We start from the raw sequence: 20516 nt of genomic DNA, 5'->3' as shown, positions 1-20516 counted from the left end.
GCTACGCCAGCTCCTTCGCGATCTGCGGGAACGGCCGCATGTACGCCTCGGCCATGGTGGTGTGGGCGAGCCCCAGGTTCGGGCCGGCGTTGCGCTTGAGCTGGACGCCGCGGCGGACGGCGAGGTCGGTGTAGTAGGCCCACAGGTGCTGTTGGGCGCCGAGGCACTCCATGGCCTTGCGCTTGGTGTCCCACACCTCGGTGATGTCGAGCAGGACCTCCGGCTTGAAGCCGCTCATCTCGGGCTGGTGCGGCTCGAAGTAGAAGACAGGCGGGGCGCCGATGATGTCGCCCTCGCCCGGGTAGCCGATGGCCTGCGCGAGGATGCGGGCCTCCAGCGCCATCCGGTTGGCGGCCGGATGGTCGCCGTTGTAGGGGTCCTCGACGGGGTGGGTGAGCACCACGTCCGGCTGGGTCTCGCGGTAGACGGCGACGAGTCGGTCGGTCAACTCGGCGGTGGCGACCAGCGGATAGTCACCGGCGTCGAAGAAGCGGACCTCGGCGCCCAGGGCGGCGGCGGCCCGCTCGGCCTCGTCCCGGCGGAGCGCCTTGATCTCCGCCAGCTGCTTGCCCTCCCGCCACGCCTTGGCGGACTCGCCGCGCTCGCCGAAGGTCAGACACGCGACGGTGACCTTCTCCCCGCGGGCGGCGGCCAGGGCGATGGCGCCGCCCGCCCGCCACACAAAATCCCCGGCGTGCGCCGTGACGACGAGCGTGGATCGTGGGGTGGCGGGCGCGTTGGCCTGGGTCATTGCTCGAATCTCCTTGTGGACAGGTGAGCGCCCACCCCCTGCGTGTCCGCGGCGCGGTTCAGTCGCGCAACGCCTCGATCACGCTGGTGAGATGGGCGCGGACGGCCGCCTCGGCCGCCTGCGGATCCCTGGACCTGATCGTCTCGATCATCGCCAGATGCTCGTTCAGGGAGTGCTGCGGACGCCCCGGGCGCAGCGCCAACTGGAAGCGGTGCCGCACCAGTTGGGCGTTGAGCCGCTCCAGCAGGTCCACGGCCGTCGCCTGGCCCGAGAACTCCCGGACCTTGGCGTGCAGCTCCTGGTTGAGCTCGGAGTAGGTCACCGGCTCGCCGTCGGCCACGGCCTTGGTCATCGCCGTGCCCAACTCCGTCAGCTCGGCGAGCTGTTCGTCGCTGGCCAGGGTGGCGGCCTTGGCCGCGCACAGACCTTCGAGGACCATGCGGCACTCGGTGATGGCGACCGCTTCCTCCACGGTCACCACCCGCACCCGCGAACCCCGGTTGCGGATCCGCTCGACCAGCCCCTGGGACTCCAGGTCGATGAGTGCCGCACGAATGCTGGCCCGGGTCACACCGAACTGCTCGGCGAGCTCGTTCTCCACCAGCCGCTGTGCCGGTGCCATCTCGCCGTGCAGGATCGCCTGCCGCAGCTGCGCGAGCGCATGCTGCTTGGCCTGCTCCCCGGTGCTCGGACGGGCTTCTTTGAGCATCGTGCCCTCCCTGAGTGAGTGCCTGTCGAACCTAAATCTAGCCAAACAAGATTGTCAACAATTTTGTCTGCCGTATTGCCCGCACGACGGGAGGGGCGCTACGTTCCCGGGGCGGCGCCGCCAGATCCTTCCGCCCCCTCCGGAAAGGAACCCGCATGAGGCGATCACGCCTGTCGTACCGCCTGTCCCGCACCAGGTTGTCCCGCACCAGAACCGCCCTCCTGGCCGCCGTCGCCGCGGCCGCACTCACCGTCACCGCGGTCCTGGTGGCCCCCACCAGCTCCGCCGACCCCACCACCGTGACGACCACGGCGGGCCGGGACCTCCCCGTCACCCAACCCACGCTGCCCTGCGCCCAGTTGGCGACGCAGGACTTCAGCAGACTCGACGAGGCCGCGACGGGCATCACCGCCGCCACCCTCGTCGCCAAGAGCGACACCAACAAGTACGAGTACTGCAAGGTCACCGGAGTCATCGCCCCGCAGATCCACTTCGAGCTGCGCCTGCCCACGCAGACCTACCGCGGGCGCTACCTCCAACTCGGCTGCGGCGGCTACTGCGGCAGCGTCAACGTGACCACCTCCCCCGCCGCCACCGCGGGCTGCGCCCCGCTCACCGACGGCACCTTCGTGGTCGGCCAGGACGACGAGGGGCACACCGGCACCGGCGGCGCCGACGTCTGGGCCACCGACCCGCAGCTCAAGGTGGACTTCGGCTACCGCTCCGAGCACGTCTTCGCCGTGGCCGCCAAAGCGATCGTCAAGTCCTTCTACGGCGCCCCGCCCACCTATTCCTACTACTCGGGCTGCTCCGACGGCGGGCGTGAGGCCCTGTTGGAGGCGCAGCGCTACCCCGACGACTTCGACGGGATCCAGGCCGGCGCGCCCGCCTTCAACCAGACGGCGCTCAACGGCTTCGAGGAGGCCTACCTCGGCACCGTCGACTTCCGTGCGGACGGCTCGGTGATCCTCCCCGCCGCCAAGCTGGACTTGCTGCACGCGGCGGTCATCGCCCGCTGCGCGGACGACGGGATCGGCAACGGCACGATCCAGGACCCGGACGCCTGCGACTTCGACCCGGCCACGCTCAAGTGCCCGGGCGACGAAGACGCCGCGAACTGCCTGACCGGCGAGCAGATCACCGTCGTACAGAAGATCTACCGCGGTGTGACGGCCCCGGACGGCACCCACCTCTACAGCGGCGGCGAGGCGAAGGGCTCCGAGCCGCAGTGGGCGGGGCTCGTGATCCCCAAGGCCGGTCAGTCGCAGAAGGACCTCTTCATGTACCGGATCGGCTCGGGCTTCCTGCGCTGGCTGGGCACCTGGACGGCGAAGCCCCAACTGGAGCTGACCGCCGACCTGTTCACCGAGCGGAACTTCGAGAAGACCATGAAGGAGTTCGCCGGCATCTACGACGCCACCGACCCCGACCTGACCCCGTTCTACGAGTCCGGCGGCAAGCTGATCATGTGGCACGGCCTCGCCGACGGCTACATCCCGCCCACCGGCTCGATCGCCTACCGCCAGGCGGTGGTTGACACCGTCGGCAAGGCGACGGCCGACCGGTTCTACCGCTTCTACACGGTCCCCGGCATGTTCCACTGCTCCGGCGGCTACGGAGCGACGAGCGTCGACTTCCTCTCCCCGCTGATGGACTGGACGGAGTCCGGCAAGGCCCCGGGCGCGGTCACCGCGGCGAAGCTCGACAGCGACGGCTCCACGGCCTACACCCGGCCGGTGTACCCCTACCCGCAGCAGGCGAAGTACGCCGGCACGGGCGACCGGGACGACGCCGCCAACTACGTCGCCTACACGCCGAAGGGCAAGACCGCTGACGACGCCTTCCGTTGGGCGGGTGCGCCGTTCAAGTCGGGCACCCAGCTGTGGTGCGAGAGCACGAACGGCCGCGACATGAGCTGCACGCGGCGCAGGTCGAAGGGCTGACGGGCGGGCCCGGCGGTGTGTCAGGGCCGCCGGGCCCTACGTCGTACAGCCTCTTGGTCACTGGAAGGTGGGTACGACCTTCGGTAGCGGATCCTCCGCATGCGCGACGAAATCGTCGGTCAACCGGTGGAAGAGCGTGGCGAGTTGCTCCAGGTCCTCCTCCGACCAGTCGGCGAGGGCCAGCGCCATGCCCCGTCGGCCGGCCTCCCTGATCCGCTGGACGGCGGCGAGACCGAGGTCGGTGAGCTGGACGCGCTGGGCCCGGCGGTCGTCGGGATCGACGATCCGTACGACATGGCCGGTCCGCTCCAACTGCCCCAGCTGACGGGTGACATGGGACGCCTCGACCGACAACCGCACCGCCAGCACCCCGGGCCGCAGCGGCTCGCTCTCGGCGATGTGCCGCAGGATCGTCACCGCCGCCCGGTCGAGATCCAGTCCCGCGACCGCCATCAGACGCTCGTGCTGCCGCGCACGCCCTGCCAAGTACGTGATGCGGCTGAGGACTTGCTCGATCTCGACCACGGTCGCGGAGACGGGTGCCGGGGCGGATCGGTGTGCGGGCATACGAGCCAGGGTAAATCTACTTGCCTAACTTAAGCAATATCCGGATGCCCCGCAGCCACTCCCATGACGGGCCGGGGTCGGAATTGCTTGCTTGACTTAAGTAACCCAGTCATGCTTGCCTAAGTCAAGCAAGCCCATCAGGCCGGGATCGCGTCGAGCGGATGCGGTCCCCGTGCGCCGAACCCGTGGGGACGGGGAACGGCGCAGTCGACGGGCCCGGCGACCGGAGCACTCCCCCCGTCCGGCGCCGGGCCCGGCGACACCACTTTCCGTGCGTCCCGTTGTCAGTGCCGAACCTTGTCAGTGCCAAGCCCTGCCAGTGCCTCCCCTGTCAGTACCTCCAGAAAGCGAGTCTCTCCATGGCCACCATGAAGTCCGTCAAGACCGGCGAGCGGAACCACATCGCCGTGGTGGACGTCGAGCGTCCCGTGCCGGGCCCGAAGGACGTCCTGATGAAGGTGCGCGCCTGCGGTATCTGCGGCACCGACACATTCTTCCTGCACATCGGCGGCATGCCCGCGGGCGCCGACGGTTCGATGCGCTCCATCCCGCTGGGCCACGAGCCGGCCGGCGAGATCGTCGAGGTGGGTGCCGAGGTGACGGATCTGAAGGTCGGCGACCGGGTGGTGGTCAACCCGCAGGGTGTGCCGTCCGGCATCATCGGGTGCGGCGGTGAGCACGGCGCGCTGAGCGAGTACCTGCTTCTGGAGGACGCCGAGCTCGGCAGGACCGTGACCCGCTTCCCCGACACCGTGCCCTTCGCCGTCGCCGCGCTCAACGAGCCGATGGCGGTCGCCCGGCACTGCGTCAACCGCTCCGAGGCGAAGCCGGCCGACAAGGTCGTGGTCTTCGGTGCCGGGCCCATCGGACTGGGCGCGACGATCTGGCTGAAGCTGCGCGGGGTGGAGCACGTGGTCGTCGCCGACGTCATCCCCGAGCGGCTGGAGACCGCGTTGGCCGTCGGCGCGGACGCGGTCGTCAACTCCGCCGAGGAGGACGTCACCGCCCGGCTGACGGAACTGCACGGCCAGGCCGCCAACGCGCTCGGACAGCCCCGGGCCGGCACGGACATCTACATCGACGCCGCCGGTGTCGCGGCCGTCGTCAACACCACGATCGACTCCGCCAAGTGGGGCGCCAAGCTGGTCATGGTCGCCGTGCAGAAGAAGGGCGCGGACATCGATCTCGGGGGCATGCTCCGCAGCGAGTTGACCCTGATCGCCTCGCAGGGCTACCCCACCGAGATCTTCGAGGTCACCCCCGAACTCGTCGAGCACCACGAGCGTTTCGCCCAGTTGATCAGCCACCGCATCCCCTTCACGGAGGCCGAGCACGCCTTCGAACTCGCGTTGACGCCGGGGGCGGCGGAGAAGGTCGTCGTCACGTTCGACGCGTAGGGCTCCGCCGGGGGGGACGGCTCTGGCATCTTCCGTCTGCCACGGAGGGCGCCGTACGGCACCTTGGGCGAGGGCCCGCCGGAGCGGTGGAGTTCCGCGGGACGCGCGCCGGGATTCTCGGCGGCCTGCGCGGGGCGACTCGACGACGGTGGTCCGGCGGGCGCGACGCTCGCCTCTCGCGAGGCGGTGCCAGGTGGCGTGGGGTGACGTCGTCTGCCCGAGGCGGGGCGCCGCCGGCGCTGCGTCGGGTCACGTCAGCGGCCCCACCAGCGGCGCGGGCGGGTGTACGGCGGTCCCGGCGACGGCAGTCGCAGCGGCGGCTGCGTCGGCGTTCGTGTCGGAGAGCCGAACGGTGTTGCGCTCGGCCGTATCCGTCCGGTCGGCGCCCCGCTCTGCCGGCGGCCCCCCTCACCGGGCAAGCCCCAGCAGGACACGCGACCTTCCGACCGACGGGTCCCGGCCGTCTGCCCCCGACACCGCTCCTCAGCCCCCGGCGTCCACCCCGCCCCACCCCTCCTCGCCCCTCGGCCCACGGACCCCCGGCGCCCCGGACAGGAACCCCACCGCCATGATCGACAATCTGCGACCTCCCCCAACCGGCCGCCCCCGCACAGTCGACGCGATCGTCGCCCTCGCCCTGTTCGCCTGCTCCTTCCCCGGCAGTCTGATCACGCTCCCCGGGCGTGACCTCGGGGTGTCGTGGTGGCCCGGCGTCCTGCTGGCCGGGGTCTCCTGCGCCGCTCTGCTGTGGCGCCGCTCCCGGCCCCGCGCCACCGTGCTGCTGACCCTCGGTTGCGCGACTGCCGCGGCCGCGCTCGGCTACCTCCTCACCGTGCTGCTTCTCGCGCCGCTGATGGTGGCCCTGTACTCGCTGGCCGTCGGCACTGACCGCAGGACCGCCAACACGTTCACCCTGTCCGGGATCGCGCTGCTGGTGGGCACGGGCGTACTGGTCGGCCCGGTCGGTGAGCCGTTGGTGCTCAGGCTGCTCGGGCCGGCCGCGTGGCTGCTGTTGCCGACCTCGCTGGGCACGGTGACCCGGTTGCGTGCGGCCTACTTGGATGCCGTGCGGGCCCGTGCCGAGGACGCCGAGCGCAGCCGGGAGGAGGAGGCACGCCGCCGGGTCACCGAGGAGCGGATGCGTATCGCCCGCGACCTGCACGACGTCGTCGCCCACCACTTGGTCCTTGCCAACCTCCAAGCGGGCGCCGTCACCCGGCAGTTGCCGACGCATCCCGACGAGGCCGTACGGATCGCCACCGACCTCGGCGGGACGACCGCGTCGGCGCTGCGCGAACTCAGGTCCACCGTCGGCCTGTTGCGACAGGCGGGCGATACGGACATGGCCACGGGCCACGCGGAGGAATCGCTGACACCGACTCCCGGACTGGCCCAACTTCCCGAGCTGGCAGCCTCGTTCGAGAACGCCGGGCTCGTGGTCACCGTCAGCACGGAAGGTGAACCCGGTCCGCTCTCCGCCGGCGCGGACCTGACGGCGTACCGCATCGTGCAGGAAGCCCTCACCAACGTCACCAAGCACGCGGGCGTCCGCGTGGCCGAGGTGCGGCTCGTGTACGCGCGGGACCAGCTGACGGTGACGGTCGCCAATGACGGCCGGGCGGGGTCGCTCTCCGGGTCTCCCCAGGACAGCGGCTACGGCGTCATGGGCATGCGCGAGCGCGCCCGTTCCGTCGGCGGACGCGTTCGAGTGGGTCCGCGGCCCGCCGGTGGCTTCGAGGTCGTCGCCGAACTGCCCCTTAATGCGGACCAGTTGGCGCGTTCTCCAGCCGACTGAGTCTCGCTCCCCCATCCGCCCCGGTCACCCGCGGCACACGCCACAGAACATCCACTTGCTTAAGTCAATCAATCCTGCTTATGCTTGCGTAAGTCAAGCAATGACCCCTTGCCGGAGGCACAGCCATGTCCGACGCCCTGACCCGACCCGCCGACGCGGGGACAGCCGCCCCGCCGAAGCCGAACGCCGTGGTGGCGGTCCTGGCTCTGGCCGGAATCGTCGTCTCGTTGATGCAGACCCTGGTCATCCCGATCGTCCCGGAGCTGCCCACCCTGCTGCACGCCTCCGCCTCGAACACCGCCTGGGCGGTCACCGCCACCCTGCTGGCGGCGGCTGTGGCCACGCCCGTCGTCGGCCGGCTCGGCGACATGATCGGCAAGCGGCGCATGCTGCTGGTCAGCATCGTGCTGCTGGTCGCCGGCTCCGTGGTCTGCGCGCTGGCCGACTCGCTCGTACCGATGATCATCGGTCGCGCCCTGCAGGGTCTCTCGGCCGCCGTGGTGCCGTTGGGCATCAGCATCATGCGGGACGCGCTGCCCGCCGACCGGCTGGCGGGGTCCACCGCGCTGATGAGTGCCTCGCTCGGTGTGGGTGGTGCGCTGGGGCTGCCGACGGCCGCGTTCATCGCCGACAAGTGGGACTGGCACCTGCTGTTCTGGGCCTCGGCCGTACTGGGTGCCGTCGCCTTCGCGATGGTGCTGCTGATCGTGCCCGAGTCCAAGGTGCGCACCGGAGGCCGCTTCGACCTGGTCGGTTCGCTCGGGCTCTCCGCCGGTCTGCTCTCCCTGCTGCTCGCCGTCTCCAAGGGCGGTGACTGGGGCTGGACTTCGGGCACCACCCTCGGTCTGGGCGCCGCGGCCGTGCTGATCCTGCTGGCCTGGGGCTGGTGGGAGCTGCGTTCCGCGCAGCCGCTGGTCGACCTGCGGACGACCGCCAAGCCGCAGGTGCTGTTCACCAACCTGGCCTCGGTCGCGCTCGGCTTCTCGATGTTCGCGATGTCCCTGGTCCTGCCCCAGCTGTTGCAGCTGCCCGAGCAGACCGGCTACGGCCTCGGCAAGTCCATGCTGACTGTCGGTCTGGTGCTCGCTCCGCAGGGCCTGGTCATGATGGCCATGTCCGCCGTGTCCGCGCGGGTCACCAAGGCCAAGGGCCCCAAGATCACCCTCATGATCGGCGCGTTGATCGTCGCGTCGGGCTACGCCCTGAACATCGTTCTGATGAGCGAGGTCTGGCACCTCGTCCTGGTCTCCTGCATCATCGGCGCCGGTGTCGGCTTCACCTACGGCGCCATGCCCGCCCTGATCATGGGCGCGGTCGACCCGTCCCAGACCGGTGCCGCCAACAGCCTCAACACCCTGATGCGCTCCCTGGGCACCAGCTTCGCCAGCGCCCTGGCCGGCGTCATCCTGGCCCAGATGACCACCGACTTCGGCGGTCACGCCCTTCCGTCGGAGAGCGGCTTCAAGGTCGTCATGGCCATCGGCGCCGGAGCCGCCCTGCTCGCCTTCCTCGTCGCCTCCTTCATCCCACGCCGACAGACCCCGGCCCCGGCGGCGACCGAGTCGGACGACCAGCCGGAAGCTGTCACGGCGAAGGCCTGACACTCCAACCACCGCCCCACCGACGGCCGTTGTCCCGCTCCTGCGGGCAGCGGCCGTCCGCCATACCCAGTCAACTCACGCCGTTCACTGGCTACTTGATCACCGCGTTGGCGACCACCACGACCACCCCCAGCAGCGCGTCCACCGCCCCGATGGCCACGGCGATGGGCCAACTCCGGTGCGACCAGCGGGCCGTGACCAGGCCCAGCGTGAACAGCAGCACGATGTTCAGGGCGAACGCCGCGTACTCCACGTCGTCCGCCGGCCACCAGCCCCAGCCGGCCCCGGCGAGCACCAGCACCGTCGGCAGCACCGCCGTGACCAGGGGCCACTCGTCGGCGAGGACGCGCAGGGCGTCCCCCCGACGGTGCGGAGCACGCTCGGCGATGTAGTGGGCGTAGCCGTGCGCGAGGGCGGAGGCGGCCGCGGTCACCAACAGCCAGGTGGCGTCGTAGAGACGGCTGTCCTGGGAGGTGTGGCCGTACTGGGTGAGCGCCGCGACCATCGAGCAGGCCAGTACGGAGCCGTAGACACCGCCGAAGAGGATCGCCTCGCGCGTGTCGTGCTGTCGCGGCGCGGGGACGGCCGTCGTGGAGTCCGTCATGCCATCGACGATCACCCGGCCCGGGCCGCCGCGCCAGTCCGGGGCCGCCCGACGATGTGTCCTCCCACCTGGGCCGATACCGCACACACTGTCCACGACCGGCCGGCGGACGATCTCGCTAGGGTCCGGGTATGACCGACAGCTTCGTACTCCACATCCCCGACGTCGAGCTCGAACCCGAGCCCCTCGACCCCGCGCAGATCGTCTCCGGGACGCCCGAAGTGACCGGCAAGGTGGTCTGGGAGTCCGCGGACGGGCGGCAGATCCGGGGCGTCTGGCAGATCACGCCGGGGGTCGTCACCGACACCGAGGCGGACGAGCTGTTCGTGGTGGTCAGCGGGTCGGCGACGATCGAGGTCGAGGGCGGGGCGACGCTCCGGGTCGGGCCCGGCGACCTGGCGGTGCTGCGCGCGGGCGACCGTACGACATGGACCGTGCACGAGACGCTGCGGAAGGCGTACGCGATCAATCTGTGAGGGCGGGGGGCGGCGCCGTGGTGCCCCTGATCTTCAGGGTCGGGGTAGCCAAGTGGACGCTGCCCGCTCCCCCGGGCGTCTCGAAGCGGTCCAGGAGGCAGCGGGCGGCGCGCCGGCCGACCTCGTGCGGGGCCGTGTCGACCGTGGTCAGCCAGACGTGGCGCAGGCGGGCGATGCTCGTGTTGTCGTAGCCGGTCACCGAGACGTCCGCCGGTACCCGCAGTCCCAGTTCCTCGGCCGCCGAGAGGGCGCCGACGGAGGCGATGTCGTTGACGGTGAGGAGGGCGGTGGGGCGGTCCGGGCGGCCGAGCAGGCGGACGGCGGCGCGGTAGCCGCCCTCCTCGGTCATGTCGCCGGCCTCCACCCGGGCTCCGTCCGCGAGGCCGTGCGCCCGCATCGTCTCCTCGAAGCTGCGCCGGCGCAGTTCGCCGACCGCGCCGTACCCGGCGATGTGCGCGATCCGGCGATGGCCGAGCCCGATGAGGTGCTCGGTGACCAGGCGCGCGCCCTTCTCGTCGTCGCCCGCGCAGACGTCCACGCCCGGCAGCACCGGCTCGCGGGCGCCCGCCACGACGACCGGCATCCGCTCGGCGAGCGTGCCGAGGACGGCCGGATCGGGGAGGGTGCCGACCGCTACGAGGCCGTCCACGCCCAGGTCCAGGAAGGGTCCGGCCAGGTCGTCGCCCGTGCGGCGATTCAGGCGGGCGTCTGCGAGCAGCATGTGCAGGCCGTTGTCGCGCAGCAGGGAGTTGAGGCCGTCGAGGAGGTCGACGAACCAGGGGTTGCGCAGGTCGTTGAGGAGCACGCCGACCGTGCGGGTGCGCTGCTCGCTGAGGCTGCGCGCGGCGGCGTTGGGCCGGTAGCCGAGCTCCCGTACCGCCCGCAGCACGGCCTCCCGTTTCTCGGGGCGCACCTGCTCGGAGCCGCGCAGCACGAGCGAGACCAGCGACTTGGACACGCCGGCCCGCTCGGCCACGTCGCGGATCGTCGGCGGTTTCATGCTCTGGACCGTTCCATGTGCCGATACGGCTTGTCAAAGGGTCGGGCGAGGGTCGAGTGAGGGCCTGGTGAGGGTTGACAGCGGCGGAGCATGGGCTTCAGGGTGGGCTGGACAGGATATGGACCGGTCCAAAGAGGGGCTGTCATGGTGGAATCGCTCGGGGTCGCCGTCGTCGGGTTCGGCTGGATGGGCCGGGTGCACACCCAGGCGTACGCCCGCGTGCTGCACCACTATCCGCGGCTGCCCCTGCGTCCGGAGCTGGTGACGGTCGCCGAGGAGGTGCCGGGCCGGGCCGAGGAGGCCGCCGCGCAGTTCGGGTTCGCCTCGACGGCCCGCGACTGGCGCGAGGTCGCGCGGGACCCGCGGGTCCAGGCGGTCAGCATCACCGCCCCGAACTTCCTGCACCGCGAGATCGGCGTGGCGATGGCCGAGGCCGGCAAGCACATCTGGATCGAGAAGCCGGTGGGCCTGACCCCGGCGGACGCCCGGGCCGTGGCCGACGCGGTCGCCAAGGCCGGCGTCCAGGGCGCGGTCGGCTTCAACTACCGCAACGCGCCCGCCGTGGAGGCCGCCCGCGAGCTGATCTCCTCCGGCGCGATCGGCACGGTCACCCACGTCCGGATCCGGCTCTTCAGCGACTACGCGGCCCACCCCGACGGCGCCCTGACCTGGCGGTACGAGCGTGAGCGCGGCGGCAGCGGAGTCCTGGGCGACCTCGCCTCGCACGGCGCCGACCTGGCCCGGTACCTGCTCGGCGACATCGCCTCCCTGACCGCCGACACCGCCGTCTTCATCCCCGAGCGGGCCCGCCCCACCGGCGCCACCGCCGGCCACACCCGGGCCACGGGCGGCGTACTGGGCCCGGTCGAGAACGAGGACTACGTCAGCTGTCTGCTGCGCTTCGCCTCGGGCGCCCGCGGTGTCCTGGAGGCCTGCCGGGTCTCGGTCGGCGAGCAGAACAACTACGGCTTCGAGGTGCACGGCACCGAGGGCGCGGTGTTCTGGGACTTCCGCCGGATGAACGAGCTCGGCGTCAGCCGCGGCACCAACTACCAGGACCAGCCCGTCAGTACGGTCTTCGTCGGCCCGGGCGACGGCGAGTTCGCCGCCTTCCAGCCGGGCGCGGCCAACGCGATGGGCTACGACGACCTCAAGGTGATCGAGGCCCACCGCTTCCTGCGCTCCATCGCGGAGGGCAGCGCGTGCGGGGCCACGCTGCCGGACGCGGTGCACAGTGCCGCCGTGGTGGACGCGATGGTGCGGTCGGCGGAGAGCGGGACCTGGGTCAACGTCCAGGCGTAGGGCCGGACTTGGGCCCGGACGCGGGTCCGTCTCCGGGCAGGGTCGCCAGCAGTTCCACGCCCTTGGTCAGCGCGTCGGCGACGGGCGGCGGAGGTGTGTCCGGGACACCGGGGACCCAGCCGTGCCGTGATGTCCTTGCCGGGAGCGGGAGTTCGACCTGGACGCCTCCTCGGCGGGCCAGGTTCACCGGGTTGCGGGCGTGCAGGCCGCGCAGGGCGACGGGGATCTCGTCGAGGTCGGTGACCGGCTCGAACTCCGGTCGCAGGGCGCCGAGTTCGTCCGCGAGCAGCCGTGCCGCGGGCCGGTTGCCGCCGCCGAGGAAGATGGCTCGCGGTGCCGCGGGGCGCATGTGGCCGTGCAGGGAGACCACCAGCTCGACATGGGCGAGGAACTCCCGCAGGAGGGCGCAGTGTTGCACCGCCATGCGCGGGGACGGGATGTGCACCGGCTTGCGGACGCCGGGCTGGGTGAAGACCAGGCTGGTGGCGCCGCAGCGGCCCGCGACGGACCGCGCGAGTTCCGCCGTACCGCCTTCGTTGCTGCCGTGCAGCGCGAGCAGTCCGAGCTCGCCGCCGAGCGTGAGCGTGGCGAGCAGGCCGGCGCCTTCGATCTCGACGCGTTCGGTCCTCGTGGTCACTCCCGTCCCCTCAACTCGTCGCCTGGGACGGCATGTTGTAGGGCGTGACGACCTGGATCGCGGACGGCAGGGTCGGTCCGGCGGGCGGCAGGGCGCCGTGGGCGCGCATCACGATGTGGCAGGCCTCCCGCACGTCCTGGCGCAGGTCGTGATGGAGGACGGCGGACAGGCGGTGCGCGCGCAGCAGGCGGGTGTTGTCGTGGTCGAGGTCGTGCGCGACGAACACCGCGCACTCGCGGCCCAGGTCCTCGAAGGCCTTGAGGGTGGCGATGTTGCCGCCGCCGATGGAGTAGACGGCCCGGATGTCCGGGTCGCGTTCAAGCGCCGCCCGGACCAGGTCGTACTGAGTGGCGTCCAGGCCCTGGCCCTCGGCGATCTCGACCAAGGCGCGCTCGGGGTGGCGGCTGCGCATCGCGCTGCGGAAGCCCATCTCGCGCTCCTCCTCGTTGCGGAAGAAGCCGCTGCTGAGGCTGGTGAGGACGTTGCCGGGGCGGTCGCCGAGCCACTGGCCCATGAGGTACGCGGCGGTCGCGCCGGCGGCCCGGTTGTCGATGCCGACGTAGGCGAGCCGGGCGGTGGCGGGCAGGTCGGTCACCAGGGTGACGACGGGGATGCCGGCGTCGGCGAGCCGGGCCACGGCGGCGGTGACCTCGGGTACGTCCGGGGCCTTGAGGATCACGCCCTGCGAGCCGCGCCGGCCGATGCGGTCCAGGGTCTTGGTGAGTTCCTGCACCGGGCCCGTCTCGCGGAAGTGGAAGCGCGAGCGCACGACGGCCGGGTGGAGGGAGGGAAGCTCCGTCTCCAGGGCGCCGCGTACCGCGGTGGAGAAGCGGTCGGGCGTCTGCATCACAATGTCGATCATGAAGGTGCGGCCGACCAGCCGGACTTGGGTGCGCTGGCGGTCCAGGTCGGCTATCGCCTGGCGGACCTCCCGCTCGGTGCTCTCCCGGACGCCGCCCCGGCCGTTCAGCACCCGGTCCACCGTGGCTTCGCTGAGACCCGCCTGACGTGCGATCTCGCGGATCGGGAAGGGGTGGCCCACCGATGACTCCTTGAAGGGTTTTTGATGGCTGCCTGCTGGTTGTTCGAGGGGTTTGTACTGACAAGAATGACAGAGCTGGGTCACTCCGTTCCCGAGAGGACGACGATGTCCTTCCTTTCCGTCCGCAGCCGTGCGCGGCTGTCCGAGCAGGACTGCGATCTCGACGCCTTCCGCACCCTCGCCGAGACGGTCACCGACCTCGCCGAGTACCCGCACGCCACCGGCGTCGAGCGCAACGTCCTGGTCTACGACAGCGACCTCCTGCGCAAGACCGAGGAGCGCGCCGACGTCGAGGACGAACTGGTCCGGGCCCTCGCGGACGGACCCGGCATCGTGGTCCTCAAGGGCGCCTTCCCCGACCTGTCCGTGGTCGACGGGCTGAGCACCGTGTTCGACGCCCTGATCGCCGAGCAGCGCGCCTCGGGCGCGAACGCCGGCGACCACTTCGCGAAGCCGGGCGCCAACGACCGGGTGTGGAACGCGCTGGAGAAGGCGGCCCTGTACGACCCCGAGGCGTTCGCCGACTACTACGCGAACGACATGCTGGCGCTGGTCTCGACCGCCTGGCTGGGCCCGGGCTACCAGGTCACCTCGCAGGTCAACGTGGTCAACCCGGGCGGCGCGGCACAGACCGTGCACCGGGACTACCACCTGGGCTTTCTCTCCAACGAGGCCGCGGCCGCCTACCCGGCGCACGTGCACGCCCTCTCCCCCGTGCTGACCCTGCAGGGCGCGGTGGCGCACTGCGACATGCCGGTCGAGTCCGGGCCGACGATGTACCTGCCGCACTCGCAGAAGTACGAGCCCGGCTACCTGGCGTGGCGACTGCCCCGGTTCCAGGAGTACTTCGAGGCGCACCACGTGCAGCTGCCGCTCGCCAAGGGCGACGCGGTGTTCTTCAACCCCGCGCTGTTCCACGCGGCCGGCACCAACCGGTCCGCGGACATCCGGCGCGCGGCCAACCTGCTCCAAGTGTCCTCCGCGTTCGGGCGGGCCATGGAGACGGTGGACCGTGAGGCGATCTCGAACGCCGTGTTCCCCGCCCTGCTCCGGCGCCGTGCCGAGGGCGTGGGCGAGGAGTGGCTTGCGCACGTGATCGCCGCGAGCGCCGAGGGGTATCCCTTCCCGACCAACCTCGACAGCGACCCACCCGTCGACGGCCTCGCCCCGCCCTCCCAGGCGGACGTGGTGCGGCGGGCGCTGCGCGAGACATGGACACCCCGGGCTCTGCGCGACGAGCTGCGGGCCTGCGCCGAGCGGCGCGAGAGCTGAGGAGAATCATGGGCCTTCTAGACGACAAGGTCGTCCTGGTCAACGGCGGCAGCCAGGGCGTGGGCGCCGCGATCGCCCGGGCCGCGGTCCGCGAGGGCGCGGTCGTGGCCGTGACCGGGCGGCGCCCGGCACCGGGCGAGGAACTGGTGGCCGAGCTGACGGCCGCCGGCGGCAAGGCGATGTTCATCCGCGCCGACCTCGCCGACGCCGAACAGGCGAAGACCGCCGTGGGCGATGTCGTCGCCGCGTACGGTCGCGTCGACTGCCTGGTCAACTCGGCCGGGCTCACCTCGCGGGGCTCGCTCCTGGAGACCACGCCGGAGCTGTTCGACAAGCACATCGCGATCAACCTCAAGGCGCCGTTCTTCGCCATGCAGGCCGCGGTCGCGGACATGCTGGGCCGCAAGGCGCCCGGCACGATCGTCAACATCGGCTCCAACTGCGCCCACGGCGGCCCGCCCAACCTGGCCGCGTACTCGGCGGCCAAGGCCGGTCTGGCGGGCCTGACCCGTAACGCCGCGCACGCCCACCGCTGGGACCGGATCCGGATCAACGACCTGAACATCGGCTGGACGGCGACCGAGGGCGAGGACGCCACGCAGAAGGCCTTCCACGGCGCCGACGACGGCTGGCGCGAGGAGGCCGCGGCCAAGCTGCCGATGGGCAAGCTCGGCCAGCCGGACGAGATCGCCGACTTCGTGGTCTTCCTGCTGTCCGACCGGTCGGGCGTGGTGACCGGTTCGGTGCTCGACTGGGACCAGAACGTCCTCGGCGCCCTCGACTGAGACCTCCCCGCAAGAAACCCGCACTTCCAAGGAGCAGCACCCTCATGCGTATCGGAATCCTCGGCCTCGGCCGCATCGGCGCCTTCCACGCCGAGACCCTCTCCGGACTCGACGCGGTCGAGTCGCTCGTCCTGGCCGACCCGTTCGCGGAGGCGGCCAAGGCCGCCGCCGAGCGCTTCGGCGCCGAGGTCGCCGACTCCCCCGAGGCCGTGCTGGCCGCCGGGGTGGACGGTGTGGTGATCGCCGCCGCGACCGACGCCCACCCCAGCCTGATCCTGGCCGCCGTCGAGGCCGGCATCCCGGTCTTCTGCGAGAAGCCGGTCGCCAAGACCATGGCCGAGGGCGTCCAGGTGCTCAAGGCCGTCGAGGGCAGCGACGTGCCGATCCAGATCGGCTACAACCGCCGCTTCGACACCGGATTCGTCACCGCCCGGGCCGCCGTCCAGTCGGGCGAGCTGGGCAAGCTGCACACCGTCCGCTCGACCACGCTGGACCCGGCGCCGCCCCCGGCCGCGTACATCGCCGCCTCCGGCGGCATCTTCCGGGACTGCTCGGTGCACGACTTCGACATCATCCGCTGGGTGACCGGCCGCGAGGTGACCGAGGTGTACGCGGTCGGCGGCAACCGCGGTGCCGACTACATCAAGGAGGCGGGCGACGCCGACACCACCGGCGCGATCCTCACCCTGGACGACGGCACCATCGCGGTGGTCTCCAACTCCCGCCACAACGGCCGGGGTTACGACGTCCGCATGGAGATCCACGGCTTCGACGACACCATCGCCGTGGGCCTGGAGGACCGCCTCCCGCTGCGCTCGGTCGAGCCCGGCGTGACCTTCCCCGCGGGTGTCCCTTACGACTTCTTCATGGACCGCTTCACCGCGGCCTACCGCGCCGAACTCACCGCGTTCACCGAGGTCGTGGCGGGCACCCGGCCCTCCCCCTGCACGGTGGCGGACGCCCTGGAGGCCGGCTGGATCGCCGACGCCTGCACGCTCTCACTCCAGGAGCACCGCCCGGTGACGATCGCCGAGGTCCGCGGCGCCTGATCCGCGGTCCCCCTCACGTTCCGGGCGCGGGACCGGCCTCCGGCGCCCGGAACACCCTTGTCGAACCTGTCGAACAGGAGCCGCAGCCATGAGCGAACCGGTCCGAGAACCCCTGCGCATCGGCGTCCTGGGCGCCGCGCGCATCACCGAGAACGCGCTCGTCGTCCCGGCCCGGGCCACCGGCCACCGGCTCGTCGCGGTGGCGGCACGTGACCGGTCCCGCGCCGAGGCCTTCGCGGCCGAGCACGGCGTGGAGCGGGTCGCGGACTCCTACACCGACCTGCTGGCCGACCCCGAGGTGGAAGTCGTCTACAACCCGCTCGCCAACGGGCTGCACGGCCCGTGGAACCTCGCCGCCCTCGCGGCCGGCAAGCACGTCCTGTCGGAGAAGCCGTCGGCGAGCAACGCCGAGGAGGCGGCCGAGGTCCGGGAGGCGGCGGCGAAGGCCGGGACGGTCTTCATGGAGGCCTTCCACTACATCTTCCACCCGGTCACCCGGCGCCTGCACGAGATCCTGGCGAGCGGCGAGATCGGGACGCTGCGCCGGGTCGAGGCCATGGTCGCGATCCCCGCACCGGCCGACACCGACCCGCGCTGGTCCCTCCCCCTCGCCGGCGGCGCCACGATGGACCTGGGCTGCTACAGCCTGCACGCGCTGCGCCGACTCGCCCCCTGGGCGGGCGGTGCCCCACGGCTCGTCTCCGCACAGGGCGGCGAACGGGCGGGCGCACCCGGGGTCGACGAGTGGCTGGACACCGAACTGGAGTACCCCGACGGCGCCACCGGCACCGCCCGCTGCCACATGGCGTACGGCGAGCTGGAGATGAGCCTTCGGATCGTCGGCACCGAAGGCGAGGTGAGCGCCCCGAACTTCGTCCTCCCCCAGCTCGACGACCGGGTCGTGGTCCGCACGGCGAAGGGCGAGCGCACGGAACAGCTCGGCACCCGGTCCTCGTACACGTACCAACTGGAGGCATTCGCGGCGCGGGTGCGCGGCGGCGAACCACTGCCGCTCGACTCGGACGACGCGTTGGCGACGATGACGCTGATCGACGAGAGCTATCGGGCAGCGGGCTTCGAGCCGCGGCCGAGGTCCGTCGTGAACCGGTAGACGAAGGTCGGATACGGCTCACCCGTCGCCGTTTCCCACGCCTGCCGGACGGCGTCCCCGTGCCGGGCGTGGGCGTCCGCGAACGCCGTCACGCAGGTCGCGTGGACGTCCGTGCCGTCGGCGCGGCGGGTGAGCGCGAGCAGGGAACGCAGGGACACGACCGCTTCCGCGGTGCGGCCGGCGGACAGCTGGGCCCTGGTCGACCTGGCGAGGGCCTCGGCGAGATCCGCGAGGGTCCCCGCGAGGTCGTCCGGCGTGCCGGGCTGCTCCCGCAGCAGGCTCTCGGCCTCCTCGTAACAGCCCGCGGCGGCCGCGTAGTCGCCGGTGCGGTACAGAGCGCGCGCCAGGACGGTCAGGCGGCGGGCGGTCACCGGGGTGTACGTCGACCAGTCCGACTCCGCCAGGCGGCGGGTGAGGGTGACCGCCTCGCGGGCGCTCGCCAGGGCCGACTCCCGGTCGCCCGCGTCCTGCTGACGGATACTCAGGTTGGCCAGCAGGCGGGCCAGTACGTCCTCGTGACCGGGCGTGCGGCGGCAGGCGGCCACGCCGCGTTCGGTGGCCGCGACCGCTTCCCGGCGGCGGCCGGCCCGCTTGTGGCAACGGGCCAGGTCGTCCAGGGCGTCCGCGAGGCGCGGCGCGTAGAACTCGGGGTTGCCGGTCGCGAGCCGGTCGTACAGGTCCGTCAGCTCTTCGAGGGTCTTCAACTCCTCGTGGCGCGACTCGAGTTCACGGAGAACGATGGCCAGCTCGTACAGCGCGGCGGCCAGCCAGGGTGTTCCCTGGTCCGGGGTCGACGCGGTCCAGTCACGCGCCTCCGTGACCGCCTCCTCGGCCCGGTCCCGCGCCACCGCCGACCGGCCCAAGGCGCTCTCGCAGTGGGCCAGATCCGCCAAGAGCCTTACCCGCAGGGGCAGGATGTACTGCGGCAGGGCCCACGCCACCGTGCCGTGCACGGCTTCCCGTGCCTCGACGCCGACCGTCACGGCCTCCTCGTACCGTTCAAGTGCCCTCAGTCCGCCGACCAGTTCCACGAACACGCGTGGTGTGACCAGCGAGGCGCGCGACGACTCCCGTACCGTCATGGCCCGCAGGAGGCCGGCGCACTCCTCGTACACCGCCACGGACTCCCGGGTCCGGCCGAGCGTGCCCAGCAGCAGGGCTCTTGTGCGCAGCGCCCCCGGTAGGTCGCCCAACGCGCGGTCCCGGCGGGCGGGTCGGTCGGCGCGGGCGCGGTACAGCTCCTCGCACCGGTGGGCGCTCTCCAGGGCCTCCTCGTAGCGGCCGAGGCCCAGCAGCGCCTGTGCCCGCAGGTGGACCGCCGACGCGGTTTGGGTCGGCGACGGCCGCGCACCGGGCACGGCCGAGGAGGCGTCCAGCGCGGCGACCGCCTCCTCGCACCGGTCCATCAGCAACAGGGCCTGGCCGTGCAGTACCAGGGCGCGGGCCAGTTCGTCCTGGCGGCTGCCGTCGGTGATGGACCGGTACACGGCGACCGCCTCCCGCGCCCACGCCAACCGGCGTGCGGTCGGCGGCGGTCGCAGCAGCACCCAGTCCGGCGTGAGACAGCGCAGCAGCGCCGCGCCGAGCAGCGGCCGGCCCGCTCCCGGCGCCACCCGGGCCACCGCGCGCGGCACCGGCAGCATCATCCGCAGGACACCCATCCGCAGCCCCCTAGCCGTCAATCAGATGACGACCGGGGGCACTTGGAGGTTGCGCCCCTCCCGTGCTCGACGACGCCATGGTCGACGAGGGAGGCCGTCAGCCGTACAGCTTCGGCCGCTCCACGAGCTCCACCTCCACCCGGCCGCCGTCCTCCAGCGACCGCACTCCCGCCTCGCACACGGCCGCCACCGCGTACCCGTCCCAGACGCTCGGGCCGACGACCTCGCCGGCGCGGGTGGCGTCGACCCAGGTCTGGAGTTCGCGGTCGTAGGCGTCGGCGAAGCGTTCGACGAAGTCCTGGGCGATGGTGCCGCCCCAGCGTCCTGCCATGTTGGTGACCATGGCGTGGCCGTCGCCGATGCGGGCGGTGCCGCGTTCGCAGACCACCTCGGCCTGGACCTGGTAGCCGAAGCCGCAGTTGACGAAGATCTCGACGTCGACGACGGCACCGCCGTCCGTCTCGAAGACGACGAACTGCGGGTCCTGCAAGGCGTCCGGGGCGTTCGCGGACGGTCTCGGGCGCAGCACCGTGACCGCCGTGATCTCCTGGTCGAGGAGCCAGCGGGTCACGTCCATCTCGTGCACGACGGAGTCGTTGATCAGCATCTCGCTGCGCCAGTCGGGTGCGGAGGCGACGTTGCGGTGCCGGTTGTGGAGCATGAGAGGTCTGCCCAACTGGCCTGTCTCCAGCAGGGTCTTGAGTCTCAGGTACTCGGCGAGACGGGCACCATCTGGTGCACGGTGGAGCGCTCGGAACTGAACAGGTTGTCCGGGTCGACCTGACCTGTCACGGAGATCGCGCCCGCCGCGAGC

Annotated in this window: 18 protein-coding genes and 1 pseudogene; 10 read left to right on the top strand and 9 right to left on the bottom strand. The window is 71.8% G+C overall.

The features are described 5' to 3' along the window. Window position 1: 1 nt before the first annotated feature. Together ACWDR3_RS28760 and ACWDR3_RS28755 are read right to left on the bottom strand one after the other, a co-directional pair. The gene (locus tag ACWDR3_RS28760; RefSeq protein ID WP_450355478.1) at window positions 2-751 is read right to left on the bottom strand and encodes a PIG-L deacetylase family protein; all 750 of its coding nucleotides are present in this window, start codon (window positions 749-751) and stop codon (window positions 2-4) included. Between the two features lie 58 nt (window positions 752-809). After that, a complete protein-coding gene (locus tag ACWDR3_RS28755) occupies window positions 810-1460 on the bottom strand; it encodes a GntR family transcriptional regulator (RefSeq protein WP_450355477.1) in 651 nt (216 codons plus the stop codon). 155 nt (window positions 1461-1615) lie between these two features. On the opposite strand from ACWDR3_RS28755, the gene ACWDR3_RS28750 reads away from it, so the two are divergent. Then, the gene (locus tag ACWDR3_RS28750; protein WP_450355476.1) at window positions 1616-3403 is read left to right on the top strand and encodes a tannase/feruloyl esterase family alpha/beta hydrolase; all 1788 of its coding nucleotides are present in this window, start codon (window positions 1616-1618) and stop codon (window positions 3401-3403) included. 57 nt (window positions 3404-3460) lie between these two features. Here the strand turns inward: ACWDR3_RS28750 and ACWDR3_RS28745 are convergent, their stop codons facing one another. Continuing rightward, window positions 3461-3970, bottom strand: coding sequence for a MarR family winged helix-turn-helix transcriptional regulator (locus ACWDR3_RS28745; protein ID WP_450355475.1), 510 nt, complete (start codon window positions 3968-3970; stop codon window positions 3461-3463). A gap of 359 nt (window positions 3971-4329) precedes the next feature. Here ACWDR3_RS28745 and ACWDR3_RS28740 point away from each other — a divergent pair, with 359 nt between their 5' ends. The 3 genes from ACWDR3_RS28740 to ACWDR3_RS28730 all read left to right on the top strand — a co-directional run bounded on the left by ACWDR3_RS28740 (window position 4330) and on the right by ACWDR3_RS28730 (window position 8763). Next, window positions 4330-5367, top strand: coding sequence for a zinc-dependent alcohol dehydrogenase (locus tag ACWDR3_RS28740; protein ID WP_450355474.1), 1038 nt, complete (start codon window positions 4330-4332; stop codon window positions 5365-5367). Between the two features lie 568 nt (window positions 5368-5935). Next, window positions 5936-7162: a sensor histidine kinase gene (locus ACWDR3_RS28735; protein WP_450355473.1), complete on the top strand. Its 1227-nt coding sequence runs from the start codon at window positions 5936-5938 to the stop codon at window positions 7160-7162. Between the two features lie 125 nt (window positions 7163-7287). Continuing rightward, a complete protein-coding gene (locus ACWDR3_RS28730; protein WP_450355472.1) occupies window positions 7288-8763 on the top strand; it encodes an MFS transporter in 1476 nt (491 codons plus the stop codon). 91 nt (window positions 8764-8854) lie between these two features. Here ACWDR3_RS28730 and ACWDR3_RS28725 read toward each other — a convergent pair whose 3' ends face one another. Further along, the gene (locus ACWDR3_RS28725; RefSeq protein WP_450355471.1) at window positions 8855-9367 is read right to left on the bottom strand and encodes a hypothetical protein; all 513 of its coding nucleotides are present in this window, start codon (window positions 9365-9367) and stop codon (window positions 8855-8857) included. Between the two features lie 131 nt (window positions 9368-9498). Between ACWDR3_RS28725 and ACWDR3_RS28720 the strand changes: the two genes are divergently transcribed. Then, the gene (locus ACWDR3_RS28720; RefSeq protein ID WP_124002159.1) at window positions 9499-9843 is read left to right on the top strand and encodes a cupin domain-containing protein; all 345 of its coding nucleotides are present in this window, start codon (window positions 9499-9501) and stop codon (window positions 9841-9843) included. Here the strand turns inward: ACWDR3_RS28720 and ACWDR3_RS28715 are convergent. After that, window positions 9833-10843 carry a LacI family DNA-binding transcriptional regulator gene (locus ACWDR3_RS28715; RefSeq protein ID WP_450355470.1) on the bottom strand — a complete coding sequence of 337 codons (1011 nt, stop codon included), beginning with the start codon at window positions 10841-10843 and terminating at the stop codon, window positions 9833-9835. The genes ACWDR3_RS28720 and ACWDR3_RS28715 overlap by 11 nt on opposite strands. Window positions 10844-10987: 144 nt before the next feature. Between ACWDR3_RS28715 and ACWDR3_RS28710 the strand changes: the two genes are divergently transcribed. After that, entirely contained in the window at window positions 10988-12145 is a 1158-nt protein-coding gene (locus ACWDR3_RS28710; protein ID WP_450355469.1) for a Gfo/Idh/MocA family protein, read from the top strand. On the opposite strand, the gene ACWDR3_RS28705 is transcribed toward ACWDR3_RS28710, so the two are convergent. Both ACWDR3_RS28705 and ACWDR3_RS28700 read right to left on the bottom strand, forming a co-directional pair. Then, window positions 12129-12782, bottom strand: a complete 654-nt coding sequence (locus ACWDR3_RS28705; RefSeq protein ID WP_450355468.1) for a poly-gamma-glutamate hydrolase family protein — start codon at window positions 12780-12782, stop codon at window positions 12129-12131. The two genes, ACWDR3_RS28710 and ACWDR3_RS28705, sit on opposite strands and share 17 nt — an antisense overlap. A gap of 10 nt (window positions 12783-12792) precedes the next feature. Further along, window positions 12793-13824, bottom strand: a complete 1032-nt coding sequence (locus tag ACWDR3_RS28700; protein WP_450355467.1) for a LacI family DNA-binding transcriptional regulator — start codon at window positions 13822-13824, stop codon at window positions 12793-12795. Window positions 13825-13929: 105 nt separating this feature from the next. Between ACWDR3_RS28700 and ACWDR3_RS28695 the strand changes: the two genes are divergently transcribed. The 4 genes from ACWDR3_RS28695 to ACWDR3_RS28680 all read left to right on the top strand — a co-directional run bounded on the left by ACWDR3_RS28695 (window position 13930) and on the right by ACWDR3_RS28680 (window position 18041). Next, window positions 13930-15096 (top strand): phytanoyl-CoA dioxygenase family protein, encoded by a 1167-nt coding sequence (locus tag ACWDR3_RS28695; RefSeq protein ID WP_450355466.1) that lies wholly within the window; start codon window positions 13930-13932, stop codon window positions 15094-15096. 8 nt (window positions 15097-15104) lie between these two features. Continuing rightward, window positions 15105-15881, top strand: a complete 777-nt coding sequence (locus ACWDR3_RS28690) for an SDR family oxidoreductase (RefSeq protein ID WP_450355465.1) — start codon at window positions 15105-15107, stop codon at window positions 15879-15881. Between the two features lie 44 nt (window positions 15882-15925). Further along, the gene (locus tag ACWDR3_RS28685) at window positions 15926-16930 is read left to right on the top strand and encodes a Gfo/Idh/MocA family protein (protein ID WP_450355464.1); all 1005 of its coding nucleotides are present in this window, start codon (window positions 15926-15928) and stop codon (window positions 16928-16930) included. 88 nt (window positions 16931-17018) lie between these two features. Next, window positions 17019-18041 carry a Gfo/Idh/MocA family protein gene (locus tag ACWDR3_RS28680; protein ID WP_450355463.1) on the top strand — a complete coding sequence of 341 codons (1023 nt, stop codon included), beginning with the start codon at window positions 17019-17021 and terminating at the stop codon, window positions 18039-18041. On the opposite strand, the gene ACWDR3_RS28675 is transcribed toward ACWDR3_RS28680, so the two are convergent. After that, window positions 17990-19702: a hypothetical protein gene (locus tag ACWDR3_RS28675; RefSeq protein WP_450355462.1), complete on the bottom strand. Its 1713-nt coding sequence runs from the start codon at window positions 19700-19702 to the stop codon at window positions 17990-17992. The genes ACWDR3_RS28680 and ACWDR3_RS28675 overlap by 52 nt on opposite strands. A 97-nt stretch (window positions 19703-19799) precedes the next feature. Further along, window positions 19800-20420 (bottom strand): annotated as a pseudogene (locus ACWDR3_RS28670) (Gfo/Idh/MocA family oxidoreductase); the annotation flags it as partial. Window positions 20421-20516 lie beyond the last annotated feature (96 nt).

Source organism: Streptomyces sp. NPDC001002 (genome assembly GCF_053599215.1).
The sequence above is the reverse complement of the archived record's forward strand: the minus strand, read 5'-3'. Positions and strand labels throughout refer to the sequence as shown.